This is a genomic window from uncultured Pseudomonas sp. (genome assembly GCF_913774235.1).
Taxonomy (GTDB): Bacteria; Pseudomonadota; Gammaproteobacteria; order Pseudomonadales; family Pseudomonadaceae; genus Chryseomonas.
Window position 1 is genome coordinate 200,410 of the sequence record NZ_CAJYDW010000018.1, and the last position, 24,600, is coordinate 225,009.

Genomic DNA, 24,600 nt, shown 5'->3' on the forward strand with positions numbered 1-24,600 from the left:
ATCCTCCCGCGGTGCTCGACGGTTCGCGCTTGGGTTCGTTCCAGGCGTCGGTCGCACTGCTGATCACCTCGCTCGGCCTTCGTTGGACGCGCTCGCGCAGCGGGGGCGGCCGACCTCCCAGAAAACGCTGTTGTTTCAGGATGTTGCGCGGGCACGCATCTAACGTATCTCAAGAAATTGTTATGATATAACGTGCGCCTTTCGTCGGATGGCTCAGGCGCAAGCCGCTAGCCGGATCGCCTGAGGGCGGTTTGCAGCCTGAGGGGCGTGCAGCGCCGTCAGCCATCCTGGACCCGCAGAACCCGCCGCGTTGCGCTTCCTGCTATCGCGGCTCGGCGCTGCGCTGAGACAGTCGCTCGTAAGGAACACCATGTTTATCCCGCGCTCCTTCCGCTCCGCCGTTACCGCTTCGACGTTGACCCTTCTAGCCTTGCCAGGTGCCTTCGCCCAGGACCGGGTGTTCGACGTGGTCGGCCCCTTCGAGATCGGCGGCCTGGATCCGTCGATCTCCGGCTTCGTCTTCCAGCGCATGCAGATCGCGGAGACCTTGCTGGAGGCGGATGCCCAGGGGCAGCCTGCACCTGGGCTGGCGGAGAGGTGGCAGGCGTCGGCGGATGGCAGGACCTGGCGGCTTTCCCTGCGCCAGGGGGTGAGCTTCCATGATGGCAGCCCGCTCACGGCTGCGGCTGCCGCCGCTGCCTTGAACGCTGCGCGGGGCAAGCCCGGCGTGCTCAGGCAGGCCGGCATAGAGTCGGTCGACGCGGAAGGCAACGAGGTGGTGATCCAGCTCGCCAGGCCCTTCCGGCCGCTGCTGGCGCTGTTGGCCCATTCCTCCACCAACATCCTCGCGCCGGCGGCCTACGATGCGGAAGGCAAGGTGCAGAAGATCATCGGCACGGGGCCTTATCAGCTAACCCTGCTGGAACCGCCCCAGCGCCTGGCTGCGGAGCGTTTCGCCGGTTACTGGGGAGCCAAGCCGGAGATCGCCAGGACGACCTACCTGGCCGCTGGCCGCGGCGAGACCCGTACCCTGATGGCCGAGAGTGGGGACGCCGAACTGGTGTTCCAGCTGGATCCGCCGAGCATCGCCAAGCTCAAGCGCTCTAGCAGCCTCAAGGTGCTGATCGAGCCGGTTCCCCGAGTGGTACTGCTGACTCCTAACTCCGCTGCCGGGGCCACCGCGCCGGTCGAGGTTCGTCAGGCGTTGAGTCTGGCCATCCAGCGCGAGGGGGTAGCCGCCGCCGTGCTGCGTGCACCGGGTACCGCAGCGACCCAGCTGTTCGCCAAGAACGTGCCTGCCTGGCATGACCCTGAGCTGGCGCCGCTGGCCTACGATCCCGCGGCTTCGCGCAAGCTGCTGGCCGGGCAGGGCTGGACGCCGGGCAGCGATGGCATCCTGCAAAAGGACGGCACGCCGCTCAGGCTCAAGCTGCTGACCTACTCCGATCGTCCGGAACTGCCGCTGATCGCCACGGCGCTGCAGGCACAGTTGCGTGAGGTGGGGGTGGACGTGGAGGTCGCCGTGCAGAACTCCAGCGCCATTCCCGCCGCCCATAACGATGGCTCGCTGCAGTTGGCGCTCTATGGTCGTAACTTCGCGCTGGTGCCTGATCCCCTGGTCACGCTGCTCAACGATTTCAGTCACGGCGGGGCCGAGTGGGGGCCGTTGGGCTGGCAGAACCCCACTTTCGACCAGGCACTGGCGGCTCTGTTGACCACCAACGACCCTGCCGAGCAGCAGCGGCATCGCCGCATCGCCATGGCCCAGGTGCAGCAGGAACTGCCGGTAATTCCGGTGGCCTGGTATCGACAGACCCTCGCCGTGTCCACTGCCGTTGAAGGGGCGGCCATCGATCCCTTCGAGCGGACCTTCGGCCTGAGCAAGCTGCGGTGGGTCGAATGACGCGCCTGTTGACCTTCCGTCTGCTACAGGCAGGCCTGGTGGCCTTGCTGGTGGGCGCTCTGACGTTCCTCTTCATGAGTCTGCTGCCGGGCGATGCCGCCTACCGGATCGCCGCCGGCCGCTATGGCTACGATCTGGTGGATAGCGCCGCCGCCGAGGCGGTGCGTGCGGAGCTCGATCTCGACCAGCCGCTGCTGTGGCGCTTCCTGGCCTGGATCGGCGCGCTGCTGACCCTGGATCTCGGCCATTCGCTGGTCTCCGGCAAGCCGGTGATCGAGGTGGTCGCTCACGAGCTGGGCAGCTCCATTCGCCTGGCGATTGGCGCCGTCTGCGTATCCTTGCTGATCGGCCCGCCGCTGGGGGTGCTGGCCGGGCTGCGACCGGGCCGCCTGCTGGATCGTTTCGTGCTGGTGCTGACCACGGCGATCCGGGCGCTGCCGCAATTCGTGCTGGGGGTGATCTTCGTGCTGCTGTTCGCCATCTCCTGGCAGCTGTTTCCGGCGGCCGGGCATGGCACCTTCTGGCACAGCGTGTTGCCGACCTTGACCCTGGCCCTGGGGCTGGCATCGGTGTCGTCCCGGGTGGCCCGGGATGCCACCGTCGAGGTGGCCGCCTCGGCCTACTACGGCTTCGGCCGCCTCAAGGGGCTGCGCGGTGCCAGCGTCTTCCTGCGCCATGGGCTGCGCAACATCGGTGTGCCGGTGGTGACCTACCTGGGCGTGCAACTGGTGTATCTCATCGAGGGCGTGGTGGTGGTGGAGACGCTGTTCGCCTGGCCGGGCATCGGCCATGGCCTGGTCCACGCCATCGTCCAGCGCGACGTACCCATGGTCCAGGGCACGGCCCTGGCGATGGGACTACTCTTCGTCATCCTCAATACGGTCGTCGATCTCGCCAACCATCTGCTCGATCCGCGCGGGAGGAACGTATGAATCTGGACAGTAGCGTCGTTCTGGCGGCGCCACCGGAGCGTGCAGCGGCACGCTGGTTGGGGCTGGGCCTGCTGGCGGTGCTGATCGCCTTCGCGGTGCTCACGCCGCTGCTCTGGCAGGGGGACATCGCGCGTCAGGACTACAACGCCATCCTCTCGCCGCCGAGCAGCGCCTATCCGTTCGGCACCGATCACCTGGGGCGCGACATGCTCGCGCGGCTGTCGGTGGCCATTCGCTTCTCCCTGGGGCTGGCCTTCATCAGCGTCTGCACCGCCGCCATTCCCGGCGTGCTGCTGGGCACTCTCGCCGCCTGGCAGGGTGGGGTGGTGGACAAGCTGCTGGGCGGGCTGGCCGAGCTATTCCTGGCCCTGCCGGGTCTGCTGCTGGTGCTGCTGATCGTCGCGGTGTTTCCCGGCTCCTTCGTCGCCCTCTACAGTGCCGTCGCGCTGGTGTTGTGGGTGGAGTACTTCCGCATGACCCGGGCACTGTCGCGCACCGTGCTGGCTTCGCCGGCGGTGTCTGCCAGTCAGTTGCTGGGGTTCGGACCGGTCTATATCGTCCGCCGGCACCTCTGGCCGCAACTGGCGCCAGTCCTGCTGACCATCGCCGCCTTCGGCGCGGCCTCGACCATCATGGCCATCGCCGCGCTGGGTTTCGTCAGCATCGGCGTGCGGCCGCCCACCGCCGAGCTGGGGCTGATGATCACCGAGTTGCTGCCTTATTACGCCGAGGCGCCCTTCGTCATCGCCCTGCCGATCTGCGCGATCTTCCTGACCGTGCTGGCGCTGCTGCTCATCACCGGAGGCCGTAAGCCATGACTACCTTGCTGAGCACCGTGGCGCTGGAAATCCGCACCTCTGAAAGGCAATTGGTGGAGCCGCTGTCCATCAGCCTGGCGCCAGGGCAGGTGCTGTCGATCATCGGCGAGACCGGCTCGGGCAAGAGCCTGTTCGCCCAGGGTGTCGTCGGTAACCTGCCGGCCGGTCTGCAGGCCCAGGGCCAGATCACCTTGGCGGACGGCTTCAGCGAAGAAGGCCGCCAGGCCGGGCGTCGTCGGCACTGGGGCAAGGGGTTGGCGGTACTGCCCCAGGAGCCCTGGCTGAGCCTGGACCCGACCATGAGGGCCTTGGCCCAGGTAAGCGAGACCTACACCCAGGTGGTGGGGCTCACGGGCACCAAGGCGCGGCAGAAGGCAACGGTGGATCTCGCGCGGCTGGGCCTGGCGGGCGCCGAGCGCAAGTATCCCTTCCAGCTGTCGGGCGGCATGGCGCAGCGACTGGCCTTCGCCGCTACCCACGCTGGCGGCGCGCCGGTGCTGATCGCCGACGAGCCCACCAAGGGGTTGGACCGCGACCGCATCGACGAGGTGATCCAGCTGCTCCAGGCGCTGCTGGCCGAGGGTGGCAGTCTGCTGATCATCACCCATGACCTGGAGGTGGCGCGGCGACTCGGTGGCGAGGTGATGATCATGCTCAAGGGGCGGGTGATCGAATCCGGCCCGGCGGAGCAGGTACTTGGCGAGCCCCGGCACGCCTATACCCGGCAACTGCTGGCGGCCGATCCCGCGCGCTGGGCCCGGCGTCCGCAACGCCAGGCCCAGGGCGAGCCGCTGGTAACGGTCGAAGGCCTGAGCGCCAGCCGCGGGGGGCGGCCGCTGTTCGAAGGCTTGTCCTTCGCGGTCAGACCGGGAGAGATCCTCGGCGTGACCGGGCCGTCCGGCTGTGGCAAGTCCACCCTCGGCGACATCCTGCTTGGCCTTGCCCCGGCCAGTGGCGGTCGCCTGCGGCGCAAGGATGGCTTGAGCCGCTTTGCCTTCCAGAAGCTGCACCAGGATCCGGTGGCGGCCTTCGCCCCTAGGGTGACGATTCGCCAACTGCTGGTGGATCTGGTCCGCTTGCACCGGCTGGATGCCGCGCGCATCGGTCGGCTAATGCAACGACTGCGCCTCGACGAGCGCCTTTTGGATCGATTGCCCGGCAACATTTCCGGTGGTGAGCTGCAGCGCTTTTCCCTGCTGCGGGTACTGCTGCTAGAGCCCGCGCTGATCTTCGCCGACGAGCCCAGCTCGCGACTGGACCTGATCACCCAGCAGGAAATGATCGAGCTGCTGGTGGAGACGGCGGAGGAGGCCGGCACGGCCATCCTGCTGGTCAGTCACGACGAAGACCTGGTCAAGGCCGTAGCCGACCGCCGCCTGCAATTGAGCGATCCGGCTAGCGGTGTCCAGCGGCCGTCCGCGTCAACCGAGCGACTCGCCGAAGCCCTCACCTGACCTGAGAAAGCACCTCGCCCCAGGTACACGGGGGCGAATTTTTGCACTTTTTTCTGCAAACCGGGCGGCCGTCCGCCCCGGTTCGCACGCGGCTATCCGCGATTTGGATCCATCGCCAACAATAACCAGGGGAAATCATGCAACGCTCAAGTCAACAGGCGGTAACAGGCGTCAACGCTCACCGGCCCGGTCTCGGCAGGCTGTTCGGTCCGCTGGCGTTAGGGGTAGTCGGCGGATACGCACTACTGGGGAGTGGCGAGGAGGCGCTAGCCGAGGGGTTCGAGGAGGACAGCAAGCTCACGCTGACCGCGCGCAACTACTACTTCGGCAGCGATCGCCGCAATGGTCGTCTGGATCAGCAAGACTGGACCCAGGGTTTCCTGCTGGACTATCAGTCCGGCTTCACCCAGGGCAGCGTGGGACTCGGGGTCGATGCCTTCGGCTATTTGGGCCTGAAACTCGACGGCGGTCCTGGGCGGCGGGGGACCGGTAACCTGCCGGTGCATGCCGGTAACCAGCCTGCCGACGAATACTCTCGCGCCGGCGCGGCGGTAAAGCTGCGGCTGGCCAAGACGGTGGTCCGCTATGGCCAGCAGGCGCCCAGTGCACCGGTGTTCGCCATCAGCACCAGTCGATTGCTGCCGCAAACCGCCACCGGCTGGAGCCTGGCGAGCACCGATATCGCCGATCTGTTGCTGGAAGCCGGGCATTTCACCTCGGCGACCGATCAGGTCAGCACCAACCGCGATGGCGATCTTTGGGCCGGTTACGCGCGGCAGCGCGCCGACCACCTCGACTTCGCCGGCGGCAAGTACAGTCCGATCAAGGGTGTGAGCCTGTCCCTCTATGCCGCGCAACTGGACGACATCTGGAACCAGTACTACGGCAATTTGAATCTGGTGAAGTCGCTGTCCAGTACCCAGGCGCTGACCTTCGACGCCAACCTCTACCGAACGCTCGACAGCGGCGCGGCCAAGGCCGGTCCGATCAACAATACCGCCTATAGCCTCGCCGCGGCCTACAGCCTGGGGTCCCAGACCTTCACCCTCGGCTGGCAACGGATCGACGGCGATACGCCCTTCGACTACGTCGGCCTGGGTGACAACGGTCGCGTCGGGGGCGGCCTGTTCCTCGGCAATGCCTCGATGTTTTCCGACTTCAACGCACCAGGCGAACGCTCCTGGCAGGCGCGCTACGACCTGAACTTCAAGACCCTGGGCGTGCCGGGACTCAGCCTGATGACTCGCTATATCAAGGGCACCGACATCGACGGCAGCGACCTGCAGGCCAACAGCGCCTATCGAGGTCGCTATGGCGCCGACGACCGCGAGCGGGAGCTCAACCTGGAGGGTCGCTACATCGTCCAGTCCGGCTCGGCGAAGGGGCTTTCGATCCGGGTGCGCCAAGCCTGGCACCGGGGGTCACTGTCCACCGGTGGCTCGGTCGACCAACTGCGTGCGATCGTCGACTATCCGTTGAGATTGCTATGAATAATTAAAGTATGACTATAAAGAGAGGCCTACCATTGGAGACGACTCGCTGACCGCTGATCACTCCCGACTCAAGGCTGTGGAGTGCCGTCGATAGCCCTTTAGTCAATCTATCTCAGGGATGTCGCTCTATGAGTCTGCGTAGTCTGAAGGTCGCACCGCGTGCTCTGCTGTTCTTTTCGGTCATCGTGCTGATCGTTTTCGCCCTTGGCGCTGTGGCCGTGGTGCAGATGAATCGGCTGTACGACGCTGAGCAGGATGTCGAGACCAACTGGCTGCCAGGCAACCAGCTCGCCGCCCGTATGGGCAGCGGGCTGCTGCGGCTGCGTCTGGAAAGCCTGAGGGGCACCACCACGCCCGACGCCACCCTGCGTGAGCAGACCATCAACGCCTTTCCCGGTTATCGCAAAGCTTTCTTCGATGCCGTGAAGGGCTACGAAGCCACCGTGGCCAACGATGAGGATCGCCGGCTGTATGCAGCCGTCGTCAAGGGGGCCGAGAGCTATAGCCAGTTGCTGGACGCCTTCGAACCCAAGTTGCGCGCCGGTGACAATGCTGGCGCGGTCGCCCTGATCAATACTTCCATCCGTCCGCTCACTAACGCCCTGGAGAAGAACATCGCCGACCTGATGGCCTTCAACGAGCGGGGCGCCCAGGCTGCCGGGGTGGCCGCCGGAACGACCTTCAGCAGTGGTCTGGCCTGGGTCTACGGCTTGATTGGCCTGACTATCCTGGCCACCGTGGTATTGGCGCTGCTGCTGGTGCGCAGCATCACCCGACCCGTGGGTGAAGCGCTCCGCATCGCCGAGCGCATCGCCCGCAAGGACCTGACCGAGCGGATCACCGTGGTCGGTCGTGACGAGGCCGCCGGGTTGCTCCAGGCCCTGGCCCAGATGCAGGGCAATCTGCGCCAGACCGTTTCCCACATCGCCGACAGTTCGACCCAGCTGGCCTCCGCCGCGGAAGAGATGACGGCCGTGATCGACGAGGCCAGTCGTGGCCTGATCCGCCAGAACGACGAGGTCAACCAGGCCGCCAGCGCCGTGACCGAGATGAGTTCGGCGGTGGACGAGGTGGCGCTCAACGCCGCCGATGCCGCGACCACCTCTCGCCATACCCAGGACCTGACCGAGGAAGGCCTGGACAAGGTGGCGCGCACCGTCCACTCCATCGAAGCCCTGACCCGCAACGTGCTCAGCACCAGCGAGCAGGTACGGGCGCTGTCGTCCCGCGCCCAGGACATCAGCACCGTGGTCGAGGTGATCCGCTCCATCGCCGAGCAGACCAACCTGCTGGCGCTGAACGCGGCCATCGAGGCGGCGCGGGCCGGCGAGCAGGGCCGTGGCTTCGCCGTGGTAGCCGACGAGGTACGGGCACTGGCCCATCGTACCCAGCAGTCGACCCGGGAAATCGAGCAGATGATCGGCGCCATCCAGGAGGATTCGTCCCAGGCCGTACGGGCCATGGAACAGAGTCAGCAACTGGCTGGCGATTCCAGCGCGGTGGCGCAACTGGCCAATGCTTCGCTGGAGCAGATCGCCGGCTCCATCGGCCAGATCAACGACCGCAACGCCGTGATCGCCACCGCGGCGGAAGAGCAGGCTCAGGTGGCGCGAGAGATCGACCGCAACATCACCAGTATCCGCGATCTCGCGACCCAGAGCGCGGCGGGTGCGACCCAGACCGCCACGGCCAGCGCCGAAGTGTCGAGGCTCGCCGTCGGCCTGAATCGGATGGTGCAGGAGTTCGCCGTCTAGTCCGAGGCAGCCGGCACGGGCGCGAGTTGCTGCAACTCCGCCAACACCTCCAGCAGCATCGCCGAGCCGTCGCCGGTGCGGTGGCTGACGACGATGGGCGAGGTCGCCTGGGAGTCCAGCAGGGCGGTGTAGCCGATGTCGTCGCGGTGCAGGCGCTGCACCGAGGCCGGCACCAGGGTCACGCCGACGCCGGCCGCCACCAGACCGATGGCGGTCTGCAGCTCGTTAGGGGTCTGGGCCACATGGATGCTCAGGCCTTCGCTGGCGAACAGCTTGAGCACGTGATCCGCATAGCTGGGGCGGGGCGAGCCGGGGTAGAGGATGAACGGCTGCTCGGCGAGCTGGGCCAGGCTCACCGGCCCCGCCAACAGCGGATGACCCTGGGGCAGTACGGCCACCAGCGGGTCTTCGCGTAGCACGAACTGGGTGATGGCCGGGTCGTCGAGGAAGATGCGACCGAAGCCGATGTCGATACGCCCGGTTTTCAAGGCCTCGATCTGCTGCAGGGTGATCAACTCGGCGAGGTTCAGCTCGATGTCGCCATGGGCGCGCAGACGGCGAATCAGTTCCGGCAACTGGCCATACAACGTCGAGGGCGCGAAGCCGATGCTGAGGAAGCGGCGGCTGGCCGCACTCATGCGTCGGGTATCGGCGCAAAGGCGTTCGAACTGTTCGAGCAGTTGCGAGGCCTGCTCGTTGAAGAAGCGCCCGGCATCGGTCAGCTTGAGCGGGCGCCCGCGCTCCACCAGCGTCACCCCGAGTTCCTCTTCCATCTGCTGGATCTGCCGGCTCAGCGGTGGCTGGGCGATATGCAGCAGCTCGGCGGCGCGGGTGAAGTTCAGGGTGTTCGCCAGGACACGAAAATAGCGCAGCTGCCGCAGTTCCACGATACCTCCAGGGTATGAAGCCAGACCTAATCCATATTGGACGGAGGTCTTCCGGCGCGTCAATCTCGGCTCAAATAACAACGCGCATCGGTACAAAGCCCATGGCCCGTCCTACTTTCGAACGGCTGGAGACCTTGATCGTCGACCTGCCGACCATCCGCCCGCACAAGCTGGCCATGCACACCATGCACGGTCAGACGCTGGTGATCCTGAGGCTCCACTGCAGCGACGGTATCGTCGGCCTGGGTGAGGCCACTACCATCGGCGGCCTGAGCTATGCCGGGGAAAGCCCGGAAAGCATCAAGACCAATCTCGATACCTGGATCGCCCCCCTGCTGCTGGGCCAGGACGCCACCAACCTCAACGCCGCCATGCAGCGCCTCGACCGTAGCGTAAGGGGCAACACCTTCGCCCGCAGTGCGGTCGAGACCGCCATCCTGGATGCCCAGGGCAAGCGCCTGGGCCTGCCGGTAGCCGAATTGCTCGGCGGACGGGTACGCGACGGCGTGGAATGCGCCTGGACCCTGGCCAGCGGCGATACCGCCCGCGATATCGAAGAGGCCGAGCGGATGCTCGATCTGCGCCGCCACCGTCACTTCAAGCTCAAGATCGGCAGCCGAACCCCGGCGCAGGACGTCGCCCATGTCGGCGAGATCAAGAATGCCCTCGGCGACCGGGCATCCGTCCGGGTCGACGTCAACCAGGCCTGGAGCGAGGCGGTGGCCATCAAGGCCGCGCGTGAATTGGCCGAGGTAGGCGTCGAGCTGATCGAGCAGCCCCTGCCGCGCCATGATCGCCTGGGCATGGCCCGCCTCAACGCCCATAGTCCGATCCCGCTGATGGCCGACGAAGCCATCGAATCGGTGCCGGATGCCTTCGCCCTGGCCCAGGCCGGCGTCGCGCCCATCTTCGCCCTGAAGATCGCCAAGACCGGTGGTCCCCGCGCCGTGCTGCGCGCGGCCGCCATCGCCGAAGCCGCGGGCATCGGCCTCTACGGCGGCACCATGCTCGAAGGCAGCATCGGCACCCTGGCCAGCGCCCATGCCTTCGCCACCCTGGACCGCCTGGAATGGCACACCGAACTCTTCGGCCCACTGCTGCTGACCGAGGACATCCTCGTCGAGCCGCCGCGCTACCAGGATTTCCACCTGCTGATACCGTCCGCGCCCGGCCTGGGCATCGCCCTCGACGAAGAGCGCCTGGCGCGCTTCACCCGTCGCTGATCACCTTCGAGAGAGGAGTCTTCGAGATGCTGTTCCATGTCCGCATGACCGTGAAGCTACCCACCGACATGCCCGCCGAGCAGGCCGCCCGGCTCAAGGCCGACGAAAAGGAGCTGGCCCAGCGCCTGCAACGCGAAGGCACCTGGCGTCACCTCTGGCGTATCGCCGGGCTCTACGCCAACGTGAGCCTGTTCGACGTACCCGATACCCAGGCGCTGCACGACACCCTGATGCAATTGCCGCTGTATCCCTACATGGAGATCGAGGTCTCCGCGCTGTGCCGACACCCGTCGTCGATTCACGCCGACGATCGCTGATCACGCTGTACCTTGCCTGACTGCCTGACAAGAACAATACGAGGACGCTCACCATGACCGTACGCATCGCCCAGACCGCCGACGTGCAGAAATTCTTCGAAACCGTCAGTGGTTTCGAGCAGGCCGGCGGCAATCCGCGCATGAAAGCCATCTTGCATCGGGTGCTGACCGACACCATCAAGATCATCGACGACCTGGACATCACCACCGAGGAATTCTGGGCCGCCGTGCACTACCTCAATGTGCTAGGGGCCCGCCAGGAAGCAGGGCTGGTGGTGGCCGGCCTGGGCCTGGAGCACTACCTGGACCTGCGTCTGGATGCCGAAGACGCCGCACGCGGCCTGGTCGGCGGTACTCCGCGGACCATCGAAGGTCCGCTGTATGTGGCCGGGGCGCCGCTGTGCGAAGGGAGTGCGCGCCTGGATGACGGTACCGACGCCGGTACACCGCTGTTCATGCAGGGTGTGGTCCGCGACGTGAATGGCCAACCGCTGGCCGGCGCCATCGTCGATGTCTGGCACGCCAACACCGGCGGCACCTATTCCTACTTCGATCCAAGCCAGTCCGAATTCAACCTGCGCCGCCGTATCGTCACCGACAGCGAAGGACGCTATCGTTTCCAGAGCATCGTGCCGTCCGGCTACGGTTGCCCGCCGGATGGCCCCACCCAGCAGTTGCTCGATCAGCTCGGTCGCCATGGTCAGCGTCCGGCCCACGTGCACTTCTTCATCTCCGCACCGCAGCACCGGCACCTGACCACCCAGATCAACCTGGCCGGCGATCAGTACCTGCACGACGACTTCGCCTATGCCACCCGTGACGAATTGATCGCCGAGATCACCTTCAGCGAAGACCCGGCCCGTGCCGAGGCCCTGGGCGTGTCTGGCCGTTTCGCCGAGATCGAGTTCGACTTCGAGCTGCAGCCCGCCGCCGAGCCGGCCGCCGAAGGACGTCGCGAGCGGGTGCGTGCGCTGGAGGCCTGAGCCAGTTCCGATCCATTGAAAGCCCGGGGCGTCTTGCGTCCCGGGCTTTGCCGTTCGCCTCGACTGAATAGAACAACAAGAGGGGTTCTGCCATGACCTTGCTCAGCGAGCGCAGCCTGGTGTTCGCCCAGGCCGATGCGGCTACCGTATCGGCCTACGTCAACGAGCACGTCGGCCAGCATCGCATTCGCCTGCCGGTGCGCAGCCGGCCGCAGGCGAGCATTCTGCACCGGAGCTTTTCCAGTCTCGATCTTTGCCGCCTGAGCTATGGCGGGCAGGTGCAGGTCACCAGTCCGGCGCTGGAAAGCGTCTTTCACCTGCAGGTGTTACTCCGAGGGCGCTGCCTGGCGCGCGGGGCAGGGCGGGAGCGGGTGTATGCGCCGGGGCAGATGCTGCTGATCAATCCCGACGAGCCGGTCGACCTCACCTACTCGGAAGACTGCGAGAAATTCATTCTCACCCTGCCCGTGCGGGTGCTGGAGACCGCCTGCCTGACCCAGGGGTGTCCACTCCCCGCCACGGGTGTGCGCTTCGAACCCCGGGCCGGTGGCGCTGCCGCCGTGGGCAGCTTCCTGGCACTGCTGGAGCTGCTGTGCCAGGAGGCGGAGGAGGTGGCCACGCCCGGCATCTCGGCGCTGTACGAGCGCCTGGTAGCCAGCAAGCTCCTGGCGCTGGTGGAGAACAGCACCTGGTCGATGCCTGCCGTGTTCGCCACCAGCGGCCAACGCTTCGAGCGGCTGCAGGCCTTCATTGACGAACACCTCGCTGAAGAGATCAGCGTCGAGCGCTTGATGCAGGTAGCCAACGTCAGCCGGCGCACCCTTTACAGCCTGTTCGAGCGCCACGTCGGTATCGCGCCGGGAGATTACATCCGCCAATGCAAGCTGGAACGCGTGCGGCAACGGTTGCTGGACCCGCGCGCCAGCAGTGTCACCGTCGTGGCCCTGGATCTTGGTTTCGTGCACCTGGGGCGCTTCGCCGAGCTTTATCGCAAGAGGTTCGGCGAGCTGCCCTCGGCCACCTGGAAGCGCGGGCGCGAGGAGGGCGCACACGGCGGATAGCGATCCGCACGCCTCGGCTATTGGCTGGGGTACCGCCGCTTCTACCCTGGGTTGGCCTGATACAACAACAACCGAGGGTGAATCCCATGATCAGCATACTCGACCGCCTCGCCCGGCAGGTTGCCGACGCCGTCGAAGACGACCCTGCCCGTGGCGTCTTCCGCTGCCGCCGCAGCGTCTTCACCGATCCCGAGCTGTTCGAACTGGAGCTCAAGCACCTCTTCGAAGGTGGCTGGGTCTACCTGGCCCACGAAAGCCAGTTCCCCGAGATCCATGACTACTTCACCACCTGGATCGGCCGCCAGCCGGTAGTGATCACCCGCGACAAGCAGGGCGAGCTGCACGGCCTGGTCAACGCCTGCGCCCACCGCGGTGCCATGCTGTGCCGGCGCAGGCAAGGCAACAAGAGCTCCTTCACCTGTCCCTTCCACGGCTGGACCTTCAGCAACAGCGGCAAGTTGCTCAAGGTCAAGGATGGCAAGCACGGCGCCTATCCGCAGCAGTTCGACTGCAACGGCTCCCATGACCTGACCCGCCTGGCCCGCTTCGAGAGCTATCGCGGCTTCCTGTTCGGCTCGCTCAGCGCGGCGGTGCCCGAGCTGTCCGACTACCTCGGCGAAACCCGCGTCATCATCGACCAGATCGTCGACCAGGCGCCCGAAGGTATCGAGGTGCTGCGCGGCAATTCCACCTACACCTACGACGGCAACTGGAAGCTGCAGATGGAGAACGGCGCGGACGGCTACCACGTCAGCTCCGTGCACTGGAATTACTCCGCCACCATGCAGCGGCGCAACTACGAAGCCGAGGGCACCCGCACCGTGGACGCCAACGGCTGGTCCAAGAGCGTCGGCGGTGTCTACGGTTTCGCGCACGGCCACCTCCTGCTCTGGACCCAGTTGCTCAATCCCGAGGTGCGTCCGGTGTACCAGCACCGCGAGGCGCTTCGGGAGCGGCTCGGTGCGCAACGGGCCGATCTCATCGTCGGCCAGACCCGCAACCTGTGCCTGTATCCCAACGTCTACCTGATGGATCAGTTCTCCACCCAGATCCGGGTGGTGCGGCCCCTGGCGGTCGACAAGACCGAGGTGACCATCTATTGCTTCGCCCCCAAGGGCGAAAGCGCCGCCGACCGCGCCCTGCGCATCCGCCAGTACGAAGACTTCTTCAACGTCAGTGGCATGGGTACGCCAGACGACCTGGAGGAATTCCGCGCCTGCCAGAGCGGCTACCAAGGCAATACCGATCTGTGGAACGACCTTTCCCGCGGCGCGCGGCACTGGCAAACGGGCGCGGACGACAACGCCCGGGCACTGGGCATGACGCCGCTGCTGTCTGGTCCCCGCACCGAGGACGAAGGCCTCTTCGTACGCCAGCATGCCTACTGGGTCCAGGCCCTGGGACAGGCCATCGAGCGGGAGCGCGCCAAGCTGGTCGCTACCGATGGGGAGAGCGCCGCATGAACACCACCCCCTGCCAGCTTCTCGATTTCGTCCACCGCGAAGCGCGCCTGCTGGATGATCGCCAGTGGGACGATTGGCTCGCCTGCTACAGCCCCCAGGTGCAGTTCTGGATGCCCGCCTGGGACGACAACGACCAGTTGGTTGAGGACCCCCAGGCGCATATCTCCCTGATCTATTACCCCAATCGTGAAGGGCTGGAGGATCGCATCTTCCGCATCAAGACCGAGCGCTCCAGTGCCAGCACCCCGGAGCCGCGTACGGCCCACTTCATCGCCAATCTGGAAGTCTTGGCGATGGATGGCGAGACGGCCGAGCTGCGCTTCAACTGGCAGACCCTGAGCCATCGCTATCGCACCACCGACGTCTACTTCGGTACCTCCTTCTATGGACTGGATCTGCGCGGTGAACAGCCGCTTATCACCCGCAAGAAGGTAGTGCTGAAGAACGACTACATCCACCAGGTCATCGACATCTACCACTGCTAGAAGGACGCCGCCATGAGCTATACCCTGGCCCTGACGTTCGAAGACGGCGTCACCCGCTTCATCGACTGCAACCCCGGCGAGACGGTGCTCGACGCCGCCTACCGCCAGCGTATCAACCTGCCCATGGACTGCTCCGACGGCGTCTGTGGCACCTGCAAGTGCCTTTGCGAGAAGGGTGACTATGCCCTCGGCGAGGACTACCTCGAAGATGCCTTGAGCGCCAGCGAAGCCGCCGAAGGCCGGGTGCTGACCTGCCAGATGACGGTGACTTCAGATTGCGTCCTGCGCATCCCCGTCCCCGCGGCCCGTTGCAAGACCGGCGTCGCCACCTACCAGGCCAGCGTCGCCGAACTCGAGCAACTGGGCGACGCCGCAGTTGTTCTGCGCCTGACCCTGGAGCGTGCGGCGGACTTCCTTCCAGGGCAGTACATGAACCTGGAAGTGCCGGGTAGCGGCCAGACTCGGGCCTACTCCTTCAGCAGCCGGCCCGGAAAGATGGCGGCCAGCTTTCTCATCAAGCAGGTGCCTGGCGGACTCATGAGCGGCTGGTTGGCCCAGGCGCGTGTCGGCGAACAGTTGCGCCTGAGTGGCCCCCTGGGCAGCTTCTTTCTGCGCGAAGTCAGCCGGCCGTTGCTGTTCCTAGCCGGCGGTACCGGGCTCGCGCCCTTCCTGTCGATGTTGGCGGTGCTGGCCGAGCAGGGCTGCCAGCAGCCGATCCAGCTGCTCTACGGCGTGACTCGCGACGAGGACCTGGTACTGGTCGACGAGCTGGAATCCTTTACCCGCCAACTGCCCGGACTGCGCATCCTGACCTGCGTCGCGGACCCCCGAACCCGGCATCCGCGTCAGGGCTACGTGACCCAGCACCTGCCGGCGCAGGCACTGAACGGCGGCGAGGTCGATATCTACCTCTGTGGCCCGCCGCCCATGGTGGATGCGGTTCGTCATTACCTGGGCGAGCAGGGCATCGAGCCCGCCAGCTTCCACTACGAGAAATTCACGCCCACGGTCGTGACTACCGGCAATGCCGCCTGAGGAGAACCCCATGAATGGCCGATTTTCCAACAAAGTCGCGGTGGTGACCGGCGCGGCGCAAGGCATAGGGCGAGCGGTGGCTGAACGGTTGCGGGTGGAAGGGGCGCGGCTGGTGGCCATCGATCGTTCGGAGCTGGTCCATGAGTTGAGGGATGACTTCAGCCTGACCCTCACCGCCGATCTCGAGCGCGCCGAAGAGTGCCAGCGGGTCTTCGGCGAGGCGCAGGCCTGGCAGGGACGAATCGATGTGCTGATCAATAATGTCGGGGGCACTATCTGGGCCAAGCCCTTCGAGCATTACCAGATCGAAGAGATCGAAGCGGAAATCCGTCGCTCGCTGTTTCCCACGCTCTGGTGCTGCCATGCGGTGCTCCCGCTGATGCTGGCGCGAGGGCAGGGCGCCATCGTCAATGTGTCGTCCGTTGCCACCCGCGGTATCAACCGGGTGCCTTATGGCGCTGCCAAGGGCGGTGTGAACGCCCTGACCGCCTGCCTTGCCTTCGAGACCGCCGGTCGCGGTATCCGCGTGAATGCCACCGCGCCGGGTGGTACCCAGGCGCCCCCACGGCGTATCCCGCGCAATGAGCAGGCGGAGTCGGCGCAGGACCGCCAGTGGTATCGGCAGATCGTCGACCAGACCTGCGAAAGCAGTCTTATGGGGCGCTACGGCACTCTGGCCGAACAAGTAGGGGCCATCCTCTTCCTGGCCTCGGACGACGCCTCCTACATTACCGGGACCGTCCTGCCCGTCGGGGGCGGGGATCAAGGTTAAGGCTGCCGAGCAGCGAGACAATGTACGCCGTCTCCTATCGGTCAGGGCGCGAATGACCAATGAACGAGGACCACGGCAGCCACCCTTCACGCACCGCTCTAGCGTCGGCGTTTCATGTTAAGGTTACCGCTGTTGGGGCAGTTTGCATTCGGTTACAGCCCCCGTCTGCACGGTGAGAGAACGAATCGGCGCTTGGCCTGCCTAAACAGTGTCCAATCAACCCGGAGTCTCACCATGAACGCAAAGAAAACCGCTGCTCTGATGTTTGCTGGTCTGATCGCCGTCAGTGGCGCCGCCTTCGCTGCCGAAACCGCGGGTAATCCGCCGAAAGCCAACAGCGCTGGCATGGGCACCCCGGCCGGACAGAAGACCGGTGAGGGCGCAGGCGCCGCGACCGGTGCCGGCAAGACCACCCTCAACGAGCAAGGCCAGAAGAAACAGCAGTAATGGCGACAGGCCGCCGGTACCGCCGGCGGCCTGTAACTACTGCGATGAGTTGGAACTTTACGGGTCTCTTGGGTCCAAGGGAGCCGAATGCGTGCGTACAGGGGTTCGATGGTGAGTGTGGAAACGGGCAAGGTGGTGCTGGTCGTCGAGGATGAGCCGCAGATACTGATGATTCTGGCGGACTATCTTTCTGAACTGGGCTACGTCGTTCTCCAGGCACCTTCTTCCGTAGAAGCCTTTCGCATCCTCGCCGGCAGACCTCGCCTCGATCTGCTCATCACCGATTTTCGGCTACCCGATGGCGTATCGGGGGTCATGATTGCCGAGCCGGCGCTCAAGCTGCGTCCTGATCTCAAGGTCATGTTCATCAGCGGTTATCCCGCCGAGATCATCGATACCGGCTCTCCGCTTTTGGGCCGCGTCCCTCTGCTTACCAAGCCTTTCTCTCTGGAACGCCTGCATCAGCAAGTGCAGAAGCTGCTCGGCAACTGAGCGCTTCACGCCATAGATCGTTTTCCCGCTTGCACAGTCTATTGATCAGGTGCGGCCAGTCCGGCCGCCGCAGGTTGGGAGACCAGGGCATCCATGGCCATCAAGCACTTCACTCATCACGAAGCCATCTCGTCCGCTGTTCCGGCTGAGCAGGGATTCGCCGCGGTCATCGCGGTCAAGGCCCGCCAGGACGACGCGAAACCGACCTTCCACAAGGTCGCTACTGAGCGGCATTTCGATTTGGCCTCCGAAGCGGAAGAAGCCGCCGATGCTGCCCTCAATCGAGTCACCGAGATCGGCGACAACGACGAACTTCTCTGGGACGAGCAGGCCATCTGATGGACAATGACCAGGGAAAGGCCGAAGAGCCCCACAAGGGCAAGGAACCGGGTCCGGATGACCCGGAGCTGACTCGGGAAGAAGAGGAGGACGTCGACGAGAACCAGTTGCCACGCGCCGTGGTGCTGCACGAGATCATCCGCACCCAGGGTGATCACGAATTGGAAAGGACCATCGCCGCACTGTTCTGGTCGGCGCTGGCCGCCGGCCTGACCATGGGGCTGTCGCTGATGGCGATGGGCTTGCTCAATGCCAATCTACCCGAGGGTGGCTATAGCAAGGTCATCGCCAGCTTTGGTTATTCGGCCGGTTTCCTGGCGGTGATCCTGGCGCGCCAGCAACTGTTCACCGAAAACACCCTGACAGCGGTGCTGCCGGTTATGAGCGCGCCCACCCTGCACAACTTCGGTCGCCTGGGGCGGCTGTGGGGCGTGGTGCTGCTGGGCAATCTCATCGGGACCATCCTGGTCGCTTACGTGATCCTCCACCTGCCACTGTTCGATGCCAAAGCCGACGCCAAATTTCTGGAGATCGGCACCAAGGTCATGGAGAACGACGCCTCGGCGATGTTCGCCAAGGGCATCGTCTCCGGCTGGATGATCGCCACCATGGTCTGGATGCTACCGGCGGCGGAACACGCCAGGATCTGGATCATTGTGCTCATCACCTACCTGATGGCCCTGGGTGACTTCACCCACATCGTAGTCGGCAGTCTGGAGGTGGCCTATCTGGTGTTCGCCGGAGAGGCGAGCTGGGGTGACTTCTGGCTGACCTTCGCCGGGCCGACCCTGGCCGGCAACATCGTTGGCGGCAGTCTGATCTTCGCGCTGATCAGCCATGCGCAGGTACGCAGCGACAGCTAAAAGCAGAAGGGCCGGCAAATTGCCGGCCCTTCACAGTGATCAGGCAACTGCCGCTATCACTCGTCGTCGTTGAGCTGGCCCATCGCGGTGGTGTTGAAACCGCCGTCGACGTAGAGGATCTCGCCACTGATGCCCGAGGCCAGGTCGGAACACAGGAAGGCACCGGCGTTGCCGACCTCATCGATGGTCACGTTGCGACGCAGGGGCGTCTGGCGCTCGTTGGCGGCCAGCATCTTGCGGAAGCTCTTGATGCCCGAGGCGGCCAGGGTGCGGATGGGACCGGCGGACACTGCGTTCACGCGGGTGCCTTCCGGGCCGAGGCTGCCGGCCAGGTAACGCACGCCGGCTTCCAGGCTGGCCTTGGCCATGCCCATGACGTTGTAGTTGGGCATGGTGCGCTCGGCACCCAGGTAGGACAGGGTCAGCAGGCTGCCGTTACGGCCGCGCATCATCTCGCGACCGGCCTTGGCCAGGGCGACGAAGCTGTAGGCGCTGATGTCGTGGGCGATCTTGAAGCCTTCGCGGGTGGTCACGCTGGTGAAGTCGCCGTCCAGCTGGTCGCCGGGAGCGAAGCCGACCGAGTGCACGATGCAGTCCAGACCGTCCCACTTCTTCGCCAGCTCGGCGAACACGGCTTCGATCTGGGCGTCATCGGCGACGTCACAGGGGAAGCAAAGCTCGGGATTGGAGCCCCAGCCAGCGGCGAATTCCTCGACGCGGCCCTTGAGCTTCTCGTTCTGGTAGGTGAAGGCCAGTTCCGCGCCCTCGCGATGCATGGCGGCGGCGATGCCGGAGGCGATGGACAGCTTGCTGGCGACGCCGACGATGAGAACGCGCTTACCGGCGAGAAATCCCATGGTTTTTTCCTCTTCTGTGTTGAATCCGGAGCGACCGCCGCTAGGCTGGCGTCCGGGTTGGGCAGGGCTCTGCGCGGAGCAGAGCGAGACCTTGTCCGGGTCCCCCGGAGGGGCCAGGCACGGGTGGGGCGGTAAGGTAGCAGGTCGATACCTTCGACAAAAGCGCTGGATGACCGCTGCGGTGAGCGGTCGCGGCTCAGTTGAGGAACAGCGTCAGCGTCTGGCCCGGGGTCAGGGCGGACGCGATGCGCGGATTCCAGTCCTGCAGCGCCTGTACGCCGATGTTGTAACGCTTGGCGATCTGATAAAGCGAATCGCCCGCCTTGACCCGATAGTAGGTCGGCGCGCCCTTGCTGTTCTTGGCGGTCTTGACCGTGTAGGAGGCCGGCACGGCGGCGGCGGTGGTGCGGGTCGCCACGGCGTTGCCGTGCAGCTTCAGGGTTTCACCCACCTTCAGGCCGCGCTTGCCGAGGTCGTTCCAGCGCTTGAGGTCGGCCAGTTCGACGTCGTTGGCGCGGGCGATGGACCAGAGGCTGTCACCGGTGCGGACCTTGTAGGTGCGCACCACCGGCTCTTCGGCCACGGCGATGGTCTCCAGCGGCGTGGTGGCGTTGCCGCTTTGCCGGCGCGGGATCATCAGTTCACGGCCAGCGGCCAGGCGGGTATTGCTACTGAGCTTGTTGAGCGAGGCGAGCTGTTCGATGCTGACCTTGTTGCGCTTGGCGATGGTGCGCAGGGTGTCGCCGCGGCGCACCCGGTACTCCTGCCATTGCACCTCGGCATCGGAGGCGATGGTGGGCAGGGTGGCCACCAGGCGCTTGGCCTTTTCCGCCGGCACCAGCAGATGCTTGGGACCATCCATGGCCACCCGCTGGGTGTAGGCCGGATTCAGCCGATAGAGTTCGTTGGCGTCCAGGTTGGCCAGCTCTGCGACCCGGGTCAGGTCCAGATGCTGCTTGATGTCCACCACTTCGAAGTAGGGTTCGTCCGGGATCGATTCCAGCGCCAGGCCATAGGCGGCCGGGTTGCGCACGATCTGGGAGACGGCGAGCAGCTTGGGTACGTAATCCTGGGTTTCCGGCGGCAGCGAGGAGAGGTTCCAGTAGTCGGTCGGCAGGCCCAGTGATTGGTTACGCTCGATGGCGCGACTGACCGTGCCTTCGCCGGCGTTGTAGGCGGCCAGGGCCAGCAGCCAGTCGCCGCCGAACATGTCGTGCAACTTGCTCAGATAGTCCAGAGCGGCATTGGTGGAAGCGGTGATGTCGCGGCGGCCATCGTAGAAGCGGGTCTGGCGCAGGTTGAAGTAGGCGCCGGTGGTGGGGATGAACTGCCACAGGCCCGCCGCTGCGCTACGGGAGAGGGCATTGGGATTGAAGGAGCTTTCCACCACCGGCAGCAGTGCCAGTTCCAGTGGCATGTTGCGCTCTTCCAGCCGCTCGACGATGTAGTGCAAATAGGGCGCGCCGCGACTGCAGGACTGGGCCAGCGCGGCCTCGTGGCTGGCGTACCACAGCCGCTGGCGGTCGATGCGCGGGTTGGTGGTGTTCTCGCCCTGGCTCTGCAGTTGATAGCCGTCCCTTACCCGGTCCCAGATGTCACCGCTGGTGGCGGCCGCCGCTGGAGCCTTGCGCAGCCATTCTGGCGGGCGCTGCATCTTGTTGGGCGTCATTTCCAGATTGGCCTGGTAGGCGCTTTCCGGCTGTTGCTGGTTGCTTTGGCAACCGGCGAGGAAGAGAGCGAGGCACAGCGCGGAGACTTTGAAGGAGGTGGCCAGCACGTCTATTTCGCGGGTTTTCGGCGTCGCTGGCGGCATCGGTCTGGGCATTCCGGGATTTGGAGGATGGGCGATTCTAGGAACCACCTCCCGGGGGGTCAAGGAACAACCCACGAGCCTGTGACCTGTACGACGACGGAAAACTAGGCGCCACGGCCTCCTTACCGGGCCTCGTCATTGCGTGTCAGAACGTGTCCTTCCAGGCGCGCAGGGCGGCGAAGAAGGTATCCTCCGACGCGTCCGCCGCTACGCCACGCTCTTGCTGCAGACGCTGCCGAACATTGGTTTCGCCGCTACGCAGGAAGGGGTTGATGGTGCGTTCGCGGCCCAGGGTGCTTGGCAGCGTGGGCCGCTGGACAGCGCGCAGGCGCTGGGTTTCGACCGCGGCAGCCTGGATGGCGGCATTGTCCGGCTCCACCGCCTGGGCGAAGCGCAGATTACTTTGGGTATATTCGTGACCGCAGTAGACGCGGGTCTCGTCCGGTAGGCTGGCCAGGCGGCGCAGGGAGTTCAGCATCTGCGCCGGGGTGCCTTCGAACAGTCGGCCACAGCCTGCGGAAAAGAGGGTGTCGCCGCTGAACAGCAGTGGTTGCTCGCCCGGGACGTAGTAGGCGAGGTGACCAGCGGTATGCCCCGGTACGCGGATGACCTCGAAGATCGCGTCCAGCACCTCCAGTCGATCGCCGTCCGCGAGTGGCAGGTCGACGTCGGCGATGGCTTCGTCGGCCGGCGCTGTGACCCGGGCGCCGGTACGCTGCTTGAGCGCGGCGATGCCGCCGGTGTGGTCGTGATGATGGTGGGTGATGAGGATGTCGCTCAGTTGCCAGTCGGGATGACCATCGAGCCAGGCCATGACCGGGCCGGCCTCGCCGGGATCGACGACGACCGCCCGTCTCGTCGAGGCGTCCTTGATCAGCCAGATGTAGTTATCGTTGAAAGCGGGCAGGGGAAGGATGTCGAACATGGGGGCAGCTCTCTGGTCGGACGCGAGTCACTAGGGTAGCAGTCTCGAGGACGGCGACGGTTTCGGCTTCTGTTATGAGGACCAGGCGATGCACGATGAATTCTCGGCCCAGGTGGATCCACGCTGGCTCAAGCTCATGAGTTCCGCCCGGGAGTGGATGGCCGGCCCTCTGGGGCAGTTGCTGCTGGAGCAGGAGCGGGTACTGATCGACGAGGAACTCAAGCGGCACTTCGGCAGCTATCTCGTTCACTACGGACCCCACCCGGCTGCGCCGGCCAATTGTGGCCAACTGCGGCATGCCGTACGCATCGGGCCGCCGCTGGGTGACGTCGATATCGTCTGCGAGGAGGGGGCCTGGCCGTTGGGGGAGCACGCCGCCGACGTGGTGCTGCTGCAACATGGGCTGGATTTCTCCTTGTCGCCGCACCGGCTGCTGCGCGAGGCGGCCCTGAGCGTACGGCCCGGCGGGCACCTGGTGGTGGTGGGTATCAATCCCTGGAGCCTCTGGGGCGTACGTCACTATCTGGCGCGTGACGCTCTGCGCAAGGCCCGCTGCTACGGGGCCAGCCGAGTCGCCGACTGGCTGTCGCTACTGGGCTTCGCGCTGGAGAAACGCCGCTTCGGGTGTTATCGTCCGCCGCTTTCATCCCACAAGTGGCAACAGCGCCTGGCCTGGATGGAGCAGGGGGACATCGATCCCCACAGCGAGCAGGCTGCGGGTGCGGGCTTCTATCTGCTGTCGGCCCGCAAGCTGATGTTCGGGCTGCGTCCCGTGCCCCAGGTCCGCAAGGAACCGCGCGGCAAGCTGGTGCCCATGCCGGTGGCCAAGATCGCCCGGCGCGAATCGAGTGAATCCAATGAGTGACGACATCGTCGAGGTCTTTACCGACGGCGCCTGCAAGGGCAATCCCGGTCCGGGTGGCTGGGGCGCGCTGCTGAAGTTTCGTGGCGCGGAGCGCGAGCTCTGGGGCGGTGAAGCCAATACTACCAACAACCGCATGGAGCTGATGGCGGCGATCCAGGCCCTGGCAGCGCTCAAGCGGCCGTGCCGCATCCGCCTGACCACCGATTCCGAGTACGTGATGAAGGGCATTACCCAGTGGCTGGTGAACTGGAAGAAGCGCGGCTGGCAGACGGCGGCCAAGCAACCGGTCAAGAACGCCGAGCTCTGGCAGGCCCTCGACGAGCAGGTCCAGCGCCACGAGGTGGAATGGCGCTGGGTGCGCGGCCATACCGGTCACCCGGAGAACGAGCGGGCCGACCAGTTGGCCAACCGTGGGGTGGATGAAGTCCGACAGATCAAACAGGCCGCCAAGGCCTAGCGGCGCGAGAGGTAACGATGAGATACGTAGTTCTGGATACCGAAACCACCGGCATGCCGGTCACCGATGGTCACCGGGTGATCGAAATCGGCGGCGTCGAGGTCATCGGCCGGCGCCTGACCGGGCGTCACTTCCACGTCTATCTCAATCCGGATCGGCAGATCGACGAAGGCGCCATCGCTGTCCACGGCATCACCGATGAGTTCGTCGCCGACAAGCCGCGCTTCGCCGAGATCGCCGACAGCTTCTTCGAGTTCATCGAAGGTGCCGAGCTGATCATCCACAACGCGCCCTTCGACGTGGGCTTCATTAACGCCGAATTCGCCCGGCTGGGTAGCCATCCCGAGCGCGCCGACATCACCCAGCACTGCACGGTGCTCGATACCCTGGTCATGGCTCGCGGTCGCCACCCCGGCCAGCGCAACAGCCTGGATGCGCTGTGCAAGCGCTATGGGGTAGACAACTCCAACCGCGAACTCCACGGTGCGCTGCTCGACGCCGAGATCCTGGCGGACGTCTACCTCGCCATGACCGGTGGCCAGACCAGCCTGTCGCTGGCGGCCCACGGCCAGGAAGGCAACGGTGACGGCAACTATGTCATGCCGATCAGGCGGTTGCCGGCCGATCGTTCCCGTACCCGGGTGATCAGTGCCACGACTGCCGATCTCGAAGCCCATGCGGTGCGCATGGCGGCCATCGAGAAGAGCTGCGGCAAGACGCCGCTCTGGCTCGCGGGTGAGCGCGCCGAATAGTCTTACGGCTCTCTAATCGGTCTTGGCGGGTGCAACCCGGGATGTCAGTGCCTACGCTCGTCCGAATAAACAGAAAGGCTTCACAATTTTCAGCTATCGTTCAACAAAGTTGGTGCACGCTGACCGTTTGGACCTGAATGAAGTACCGAATTTCGAGTCGTGTGGAACTTTGTTCACTTTCCGTATTCCTATAGCGAATCACGTGATCGC

Annotated in this window: 25 protein-coding genes; 21 read left to right on the plus strand and 4 right to left on the minus strand. The window is 65.3% G+C overall.

Translation table 11 applies throughout. The features are described from left to right. The first annotated feature begins 370 nt into the window (after nucleotides 1-370). The 6 genes from QZ471_RS20130 to QZ471_RS20155 all read left to right on the plus strand — a co-directional run bounded on the left by QZ471_RS20130 (nucleotide 371) and on the right by QZ471_RS20155 (nucleotide 8,354). Nucleotides 371-1,903: an ABC transporter substrate-binding protein gene (locus QZ471_RS20130; protein ID WP_295467128.1), complete on the plus strand. Its 1,533-nt coding sequence runs from the start codon at nucleotides 371-373 to the stop codon at nucleotides 1,901-1,903. Beyond that, nucleotides 1,900-2,835 carry an ABC transporter permease gene (locus tag QZ471_RS20135; protein WP_295467130.1) on the plus strand — a complete coding sequence of 312 codons (936 nt, stop codon included), beginning with the start codon at nucleotides 1,900-1,902 and terminating at the stop codon, nucleotides 2,833-2,835. The genes QZ471_RS20130 and QZ471_RS20135 overlap by 4 nt, the downstream gene beginning before the upstream one ends. Next, entirely contained in the window at nucleotides 2,832-3,653 is an 822-nt protein-coding gene (locus tag QZ471_RS20140) for an ABC transporter permease (protein WP_295467132.1), read from the plus strand. Before QZ471_RS20135 ends, QZ471_RS20140 begins: the two co-directional genes overlap by 4 nt. Continuing rightward, nucleotides 3,650-5,107: an ATP-binding cassette domain-containing protein gene (locus QZ471_RS20145; RefSeq protein ID WP_295467134.1), complete on the plus strand. Its 1,458-nt coding sequence runs from the start codon at nucleotides 3,650-3,652 to the stop codon at nucleotides 5,105-5,107. Before QZ471_RS20140 ends, QZ471_RS20145 begins: the two co-directional genes overlap by 4 nt. 137 nt (nucleotides 5,108-5,244) lie before the next feature. After that, nucleotides 5,245-6,597, plus strand: coding sequence for an OprD family porin (locus QZ471_RS20150; protein WP_295467136.1), 1,353 nt, complete (start codon nucleotides 5,245-5,247; stop codon nucleotides 6,595-6,597). Nucleotides 6,598-6,728: 131 nt separating this feature from the next. Continuing rightward, nucleotides 6,729-8,354 (plus strand): methyl-accepting chemotaxis protein, encoded by a 1,626-nt coding sequence (locus QZ471_RS20155; protein ID WP_295467138.1) that lies wholly within the window; start codon nucleotides 6,729-6,731, stop codon nucleotides 8,352-8,354. On the opposite strand, the gene QZ471_RS20160 is transcribed toward QZ471_RS20155, so the two are convergent. Then, entirely contained in the window at nucleotides 8,351-9,241 is an 891-nt protein-coding gene (locus QZ471_RS20160; RefSeq protein WP_295467140.1) for a LysR family transcriptional regulator, read from the minus strand. The two genes, QZ471_RS20155 and QZ471_RS20160, sit on opposite strands and share 4 nt — an antisense overlap. A 101-nt stretch (nucleotides 9,242-9,342) precedes the next feature. On the opposite strand from QZ471_RS20160, the gene QZ471_RS20165 reads away from it, so the two are divergent. The 12 genes from QZ471_RS20165 to QZ471_RS20220 all read left to right on the plus strand — a co-directional run bounded on the left by QZ471_RS20165 (nucleotide 9,343) and on the right by QZ471_RS20220 (nucleotide 18,721). Then, entirely contained in the window at nucleotides 9,343-10,464 is a 1,122-nt protein-coding gene (locus QZ471_RS20165) for a muconate cycloisomerase family protein (RefSeq protein ID WP_295467142.1), read from the plus strand. Between the two features lie 26 nt (nucleotides 10,465-10,490). Next, on the plus strand, nucleotides 10,491-10,781 hold the full coding sequence (gene catC, locus QZ471_RS20170; protein WP_295467144.1) for a muconolactone Delta-isomerase: 291 nt from the start codon (nucleotides 10,491-10,493) through the stop codon (nucleotides 10,779-10,781). Nucleotides 10,782-10,834: 53 nt separating this feature from the next. Next, nucleotides 10,835-11,764 (plus strand): catechol 1,2-dioxygenase, encoded by a 930-nt coding sequence (gene catA, locus QZ471_RS20175; RefSeq protein WP_295467146.1) that lies wholly within the window; start codon nucleotides 10,835-10,837, stop codon nucleotides 11,762-11,764. A gap of 92 nt (nucleotides 11,765-11,856) precedes the next feature. Further along, nucleotides 11,857-12,825 carry an AraC family transcriptional regulator gene (locus tag QZ471_RS20180; protein ID WP_295467148.1) on the plus strand — a complete coding sequence of 323 codons (969 nt, stop codon included), beginning with the start codon at nucleotides 11,857-11,859 and terminating at the stop codon, nucleotides 12,823-12,825. Between the two features lie 86 nt (nucleotides 12,826-12,911). After that, nucleotides 12,912-14,288, plus strand: a complete 1,377-nt coding sequence (locus tag QZ471_RS20185; RefSeq protein WP_295467150.1) for a Rieske 2Fe-2S domain-containing protein — start codon at nucleotides 12,912-12,914, stop codon at nucleotides 14,286-14,288. Continuing rightward, entirely contained in the window at nucleotides 14,285-14,773 is a 489-nt protein-coding gene (gene benB, locus QZ471_RS20190) for a benzoate 1,2-dioxygenase small subunit (protein WP_295467152.1), read from the plus strand. The genes QZ471_RS20185 and benB overlap by 4 nt, the downstream gene beginning before the upstream one ends. A 12-nt stretch (nucleotides 14,774-14,785) precedes the next feature. Further along, nucleotides 14,786-15,808 carry a benzoate 1,2-dioxygenase electron transfer component BenC gene (benC, locus tag QZ471_RS20195; protein WP_295467154.1) on the plus strand — a complete coding sequence of 341 codons (1,023 nt, stop codon included), beginning with the start codon at nucleotides 14,786-14,788 and terminating at the stop codon, nucleotides 15,806-15,808. A 10-nt stretch (nucleotides 15,809-15,818) separates the two neighbouring features. Continuing rightward, nucleotides 15,819-16,580, plus strand: coding sequence for a 1,6-dihydroxycyclohexa-2,4-diene-1-carboxylate dehydrogenase (locus QZ471_RS20200; protein ID WP_295467156.1), 762 nt, complete (start codon nucleotides 15,819-15,821; stop codon nucleotides 16,578-16,580). Between the two features lie 234 nt (nucleotides 16,581-16,814). Next, on the plus strand, nucleotides 16,815-17,027 hold the full coding sequence (locus QZ471_RS20205; RefSeq protein WP_295467158.1) for a hypothetical protein: 213 nt from the start codon (nucleotides 16,815-16,817) through the stop codon (nucleotides 17,025-17,027). 108 nt (nucleotides 17,028-17,135) lie between these two features. Continuing rightward, a complete protein-coding gene (locus tag QZ471_RS20210; protein ID WP_295467160.1) occupies nucleotides 17,136-17,519 on the plus strand; it encodes a response regulator in 384 nt (127 codons plus the stop codon). Between the two features lie 93 nt (nucleotides 17,520-17,612). Beyond that, nucleotides 17,613-17,858: a hypothetical protein gene (locus QZ471_RS20215; RefSeq protein ID WP_295467162.1), complete on the plus strand. Its 246-nt coding sequence runs from the start codon at nucleotides 17,613-17,615 to the stop codon at nucleotides 17,856-17,858. Further along, nucleotides 17,858-18,721, plus strand: coding sequence for a formate/nitrite transporter family protein (locus QZ471_RS20220; protein ID WP_295467164.1), 864 nt, complete (start codon nucleotides 17,858-17,860; stop codon nucleotides 18,719-18,721). The genes QZ471_RS20215 and QZ471_RS20220 overlap by 1 nt, the downstream gene beginning before the upstream one ends. Before the next feature lie 56 nt (nucleotides 18,722-18,777). Here the strand turns inward: QZ471_RS20220 and fabI are convergent, their stop codons facing one another. The 3 genes from fabI to gloB all read right to left on the minus strand — a co-directional run bounded on the left by fabI (nucleotide 18,778) and on the right by gloB (nucleotide 22,316). After that, nucleotides 18,778-19,578, minus strand: a complete 801-nt coding sequence (fabI, locus tag QZ471_RS20225; RefSeq protein WP_059229359.1) for an enoyl-ACP reductase FabI — start codon at nucleotides 19,576-19,578, stop codon at nucleotides 18,778-18,780. A 196-nt stretch (nucleotides 19,579-19,774) separates the two neighbouring features. Then, on the minus strand, nucleotides 19,775-21,391 hold the full coding sequence (locus tag QZ471_RS20230) for a LysM peptidoglycan-binding domain-containing protein (protein ID WP_295467168.1): 1,617 nt from the start codon (nucleotides 21,389-21,391) through the stop codon (nucleotides 19,775-19,777). Nucleotides 21,392-21,536: 145 nt separating this feature from the next. After that, the gene (gene gloB / locus QZ471_RS20235; protein WP_295467170.1) at nucleotides 21,537-22,316 is read right to left on the minus strand and encodes a hydroxyacylglutathione hydrolase; all 780 of its coding nucleotides are present in this window, start codon (nucleotides 22,314-22,316) and stop codon (nucleotides 21,537-21,539) included. An 88-nt stretch (nucleotides 22,317-22,404) separates the two neighbouring features. On the opposite strand from gloB, the gene QZ471_RS20240 reads away from it, so the two are divergent. Genes QZ471_RS20240 through dnaQ form a run of 3 tightly spaced genes read left to right on the plus strand, consistent with a single transcriptional unit; the run spans nucleotide 22,405 to nucleotide 24,390 of the window. Beyond that, complete coding sequence (locus tag QZ471_RS20240; protein WP_295467172.1) at nucleotides 22,405-23,181, plus strand: methyltransferase domain-containing protein; 777 nt, start codon at nucleotides 22,405-22,407, stop codon at nucleotides 23,179-23,181. Beyond that, nucleotides 23,174-23,638 (plus strand): ribonuclease HI, encoded by a 465-nt coding sequence (rnhA, locus tag QZ471_RS20245; RefSeq protein ID WP_295467174.1) that lies wholly within the window; start codon nucleotides 23,174-23,176, stop codon nucleotides 23,636-23,638. The genes QZ471_RS20240 and rnhA overlap by 8 nt, the downstream gene beginning before the upstream one ends. A 17-nt stretch (nucleotides 23,639-23,655) precedes the next feature. Next, nucleotides 23,656-24,390: a DNA polymerase III subunit epsilon gene (dnaQ, locus tag QZ471_RS20250; RefSeq protein ID WP_295467176.1), complete on the plus strand. Its 735-nt coding sequence runs from the start codon at nucleotides 23,656-23,658 to the stop codon at nucleotides 24,388-24,390. The last annotated feature ends 210 nt before the right edge of the window (nucleotides 24,391-24,600 follow it).

Coding starts and splice junctions, on each gene's coding strand:
- QZ471_RS20200 (WP_295467156.1), top strand. CDS start 15,819: ATGAATGGCCGATTTTCCAACAAAGTCGCGGTGGTGACCGGCGCGGCG.
- QZ471_RS20185 (WP_295467150.1), top strand. CDS start 12,912: ATGATCAGCATACTCGACCGCCTCGCCCGGCAGGTTGCCGACGCCGTC.
- catA (WP_295467146.1), top strand. CDS start 10,835: ATGACCGTACGCATCGCCCAGACCGCCGACGTGCAGAAATTCTTCGAA.
- QZ471_RS20220 (WP_295467164.1), top strand. CDS start 17,858: ATGGACAATGACCAGGGAAAGGCCGAAGAGCCCCACAAGGGCAAGGAA.
- rnhA (WP_295467174.1), top strand. CDS start 23,174: ATGAGTGACGACATCGTCGAGGTCTTTACCGACGGCGCCTGCAAGGGC.
- QZ471_RS20210 (WP_295467160.1), top strand. CDS start 17,136: ATGGTGAGTGTGGAAACGGGCAAGGTGGTGCTGGTCGTCGAGGATGAG.
- QZ471_RS20150 (WP_295467136.1), top strand. CDS start 5,245: ATGCAACGCTCAAGTCAACAGGCGGTAACAGGCGTCAACGCTCACCGG.
- QZ471_RS20155 (WP_295467138.1), top strand. CDS start 6,729: ATGAGTCTGCGTAGTCTGAAGGTCGCACCGCGTGCTCTGCTGTTCTTT.
- QZ471_RS20205 (WP_295467158.1), top strand. CDS start 16,815: ATGAACGCAAAGAAAACCGCTGCTCTGATGTTTGCTGGTCTGATCGCC.
- benB (WP_295467152.1), top strand. CDS start 14,285: ATGAACACCACCCCCTGCCAGCTTCTCGATTTCGTCCACCGCGAAGCG.
- QZ471_RS20230 (WP_295467168.1), bottom strand. CDS start 21,391: ATGCCGCCAGCGACGCCGAAAACCCGCGAAATAGACGTGCTGGCCACC.
- QZ471_RS20130 (WP_295467128.1), top strand. CDS start 371: ATGTTTATCCCGCGCTCCTTCCGCTCCGCCGTTACCGCTTCGACGTTG.
- catC (WP_295467144.1), top strand. CDS start 10,491: ATGCTGTTCCATGTCCGCATGACCGTGAAGCTACCCACCGACATGCCC.
- QZ471_RS20180 (WP_295467148.1), top strand. CDS start 11,857: ATGACCTTGCTCAGCGAGCGCAGCCTGGTGTTCGCCCAGGCCGATGCG.
- dnaQ (WP_295467176.1), top strand. CDS start 23,656: ATGAGATACGTAGTTCTGGATACCGAAACCACCGGCATGCCGGTCACC.
- QZ471_RS20135 (WP_295467130.1), top strand. CDS start 1,900: ATGACGCGCCTGTTGACCTTCCGTCTGCTACAGGCAGGCCTGGTGGCC.
- QZ471_RS20145 (WP_295467134.1), top strand. CDS start 3,650: ATGACTACCTTGCTGAGCACCGTGGCGCTGGAAATCCGCACCTCTGAA.
- fabI (WP_059229359.1), bottom strand. CDS start 19,578: ATGGGATTTCTCGCCGGTAAGCGCGTTCTCATCGTCGGCGTCGCCAGC.
- gloB (WP_295467170.1), bottom strand. CDS start 22,316: ATGTTCGACATCCTTCCCCTGCCCGCTTTCAACGATAACTACATCTGG.
- benC (WP_295467154.1), top strand. CDS start 14,786: ATGAGCTATACCCTGGCCCTGACGTTCGAAGACGGCGTCACCCGCTTC.
- QZ471_RS20215 (WP_295467162.1), top strand. CDS start 17,613: ATGGCCATCAAGCACTTCACTCATCACGAAGCCATCTCGTCCGCTGTT.
- QZ471_RS20240 (WP_295467172.1), top strand. CDS start 22,405: ATGCACGATGAATTCTCGGCCCAGGTGGATCCACGCTGGCTCAAGCTC.
- QZ471_RS20165 (WP_295467142.1), top strand. CDS start 9,343: ATGGCCCGTCCTACTTTCGAACGGCTGGAGACCTTGATCGTCGACCTG.
- QZ471_RS20140 (WP_295467132.1), top strand. CDS start 2,832: ATGAATCTGGACAGTAGCGTCGTTCTGGCGGCGCCACCGGAGCGTGCA.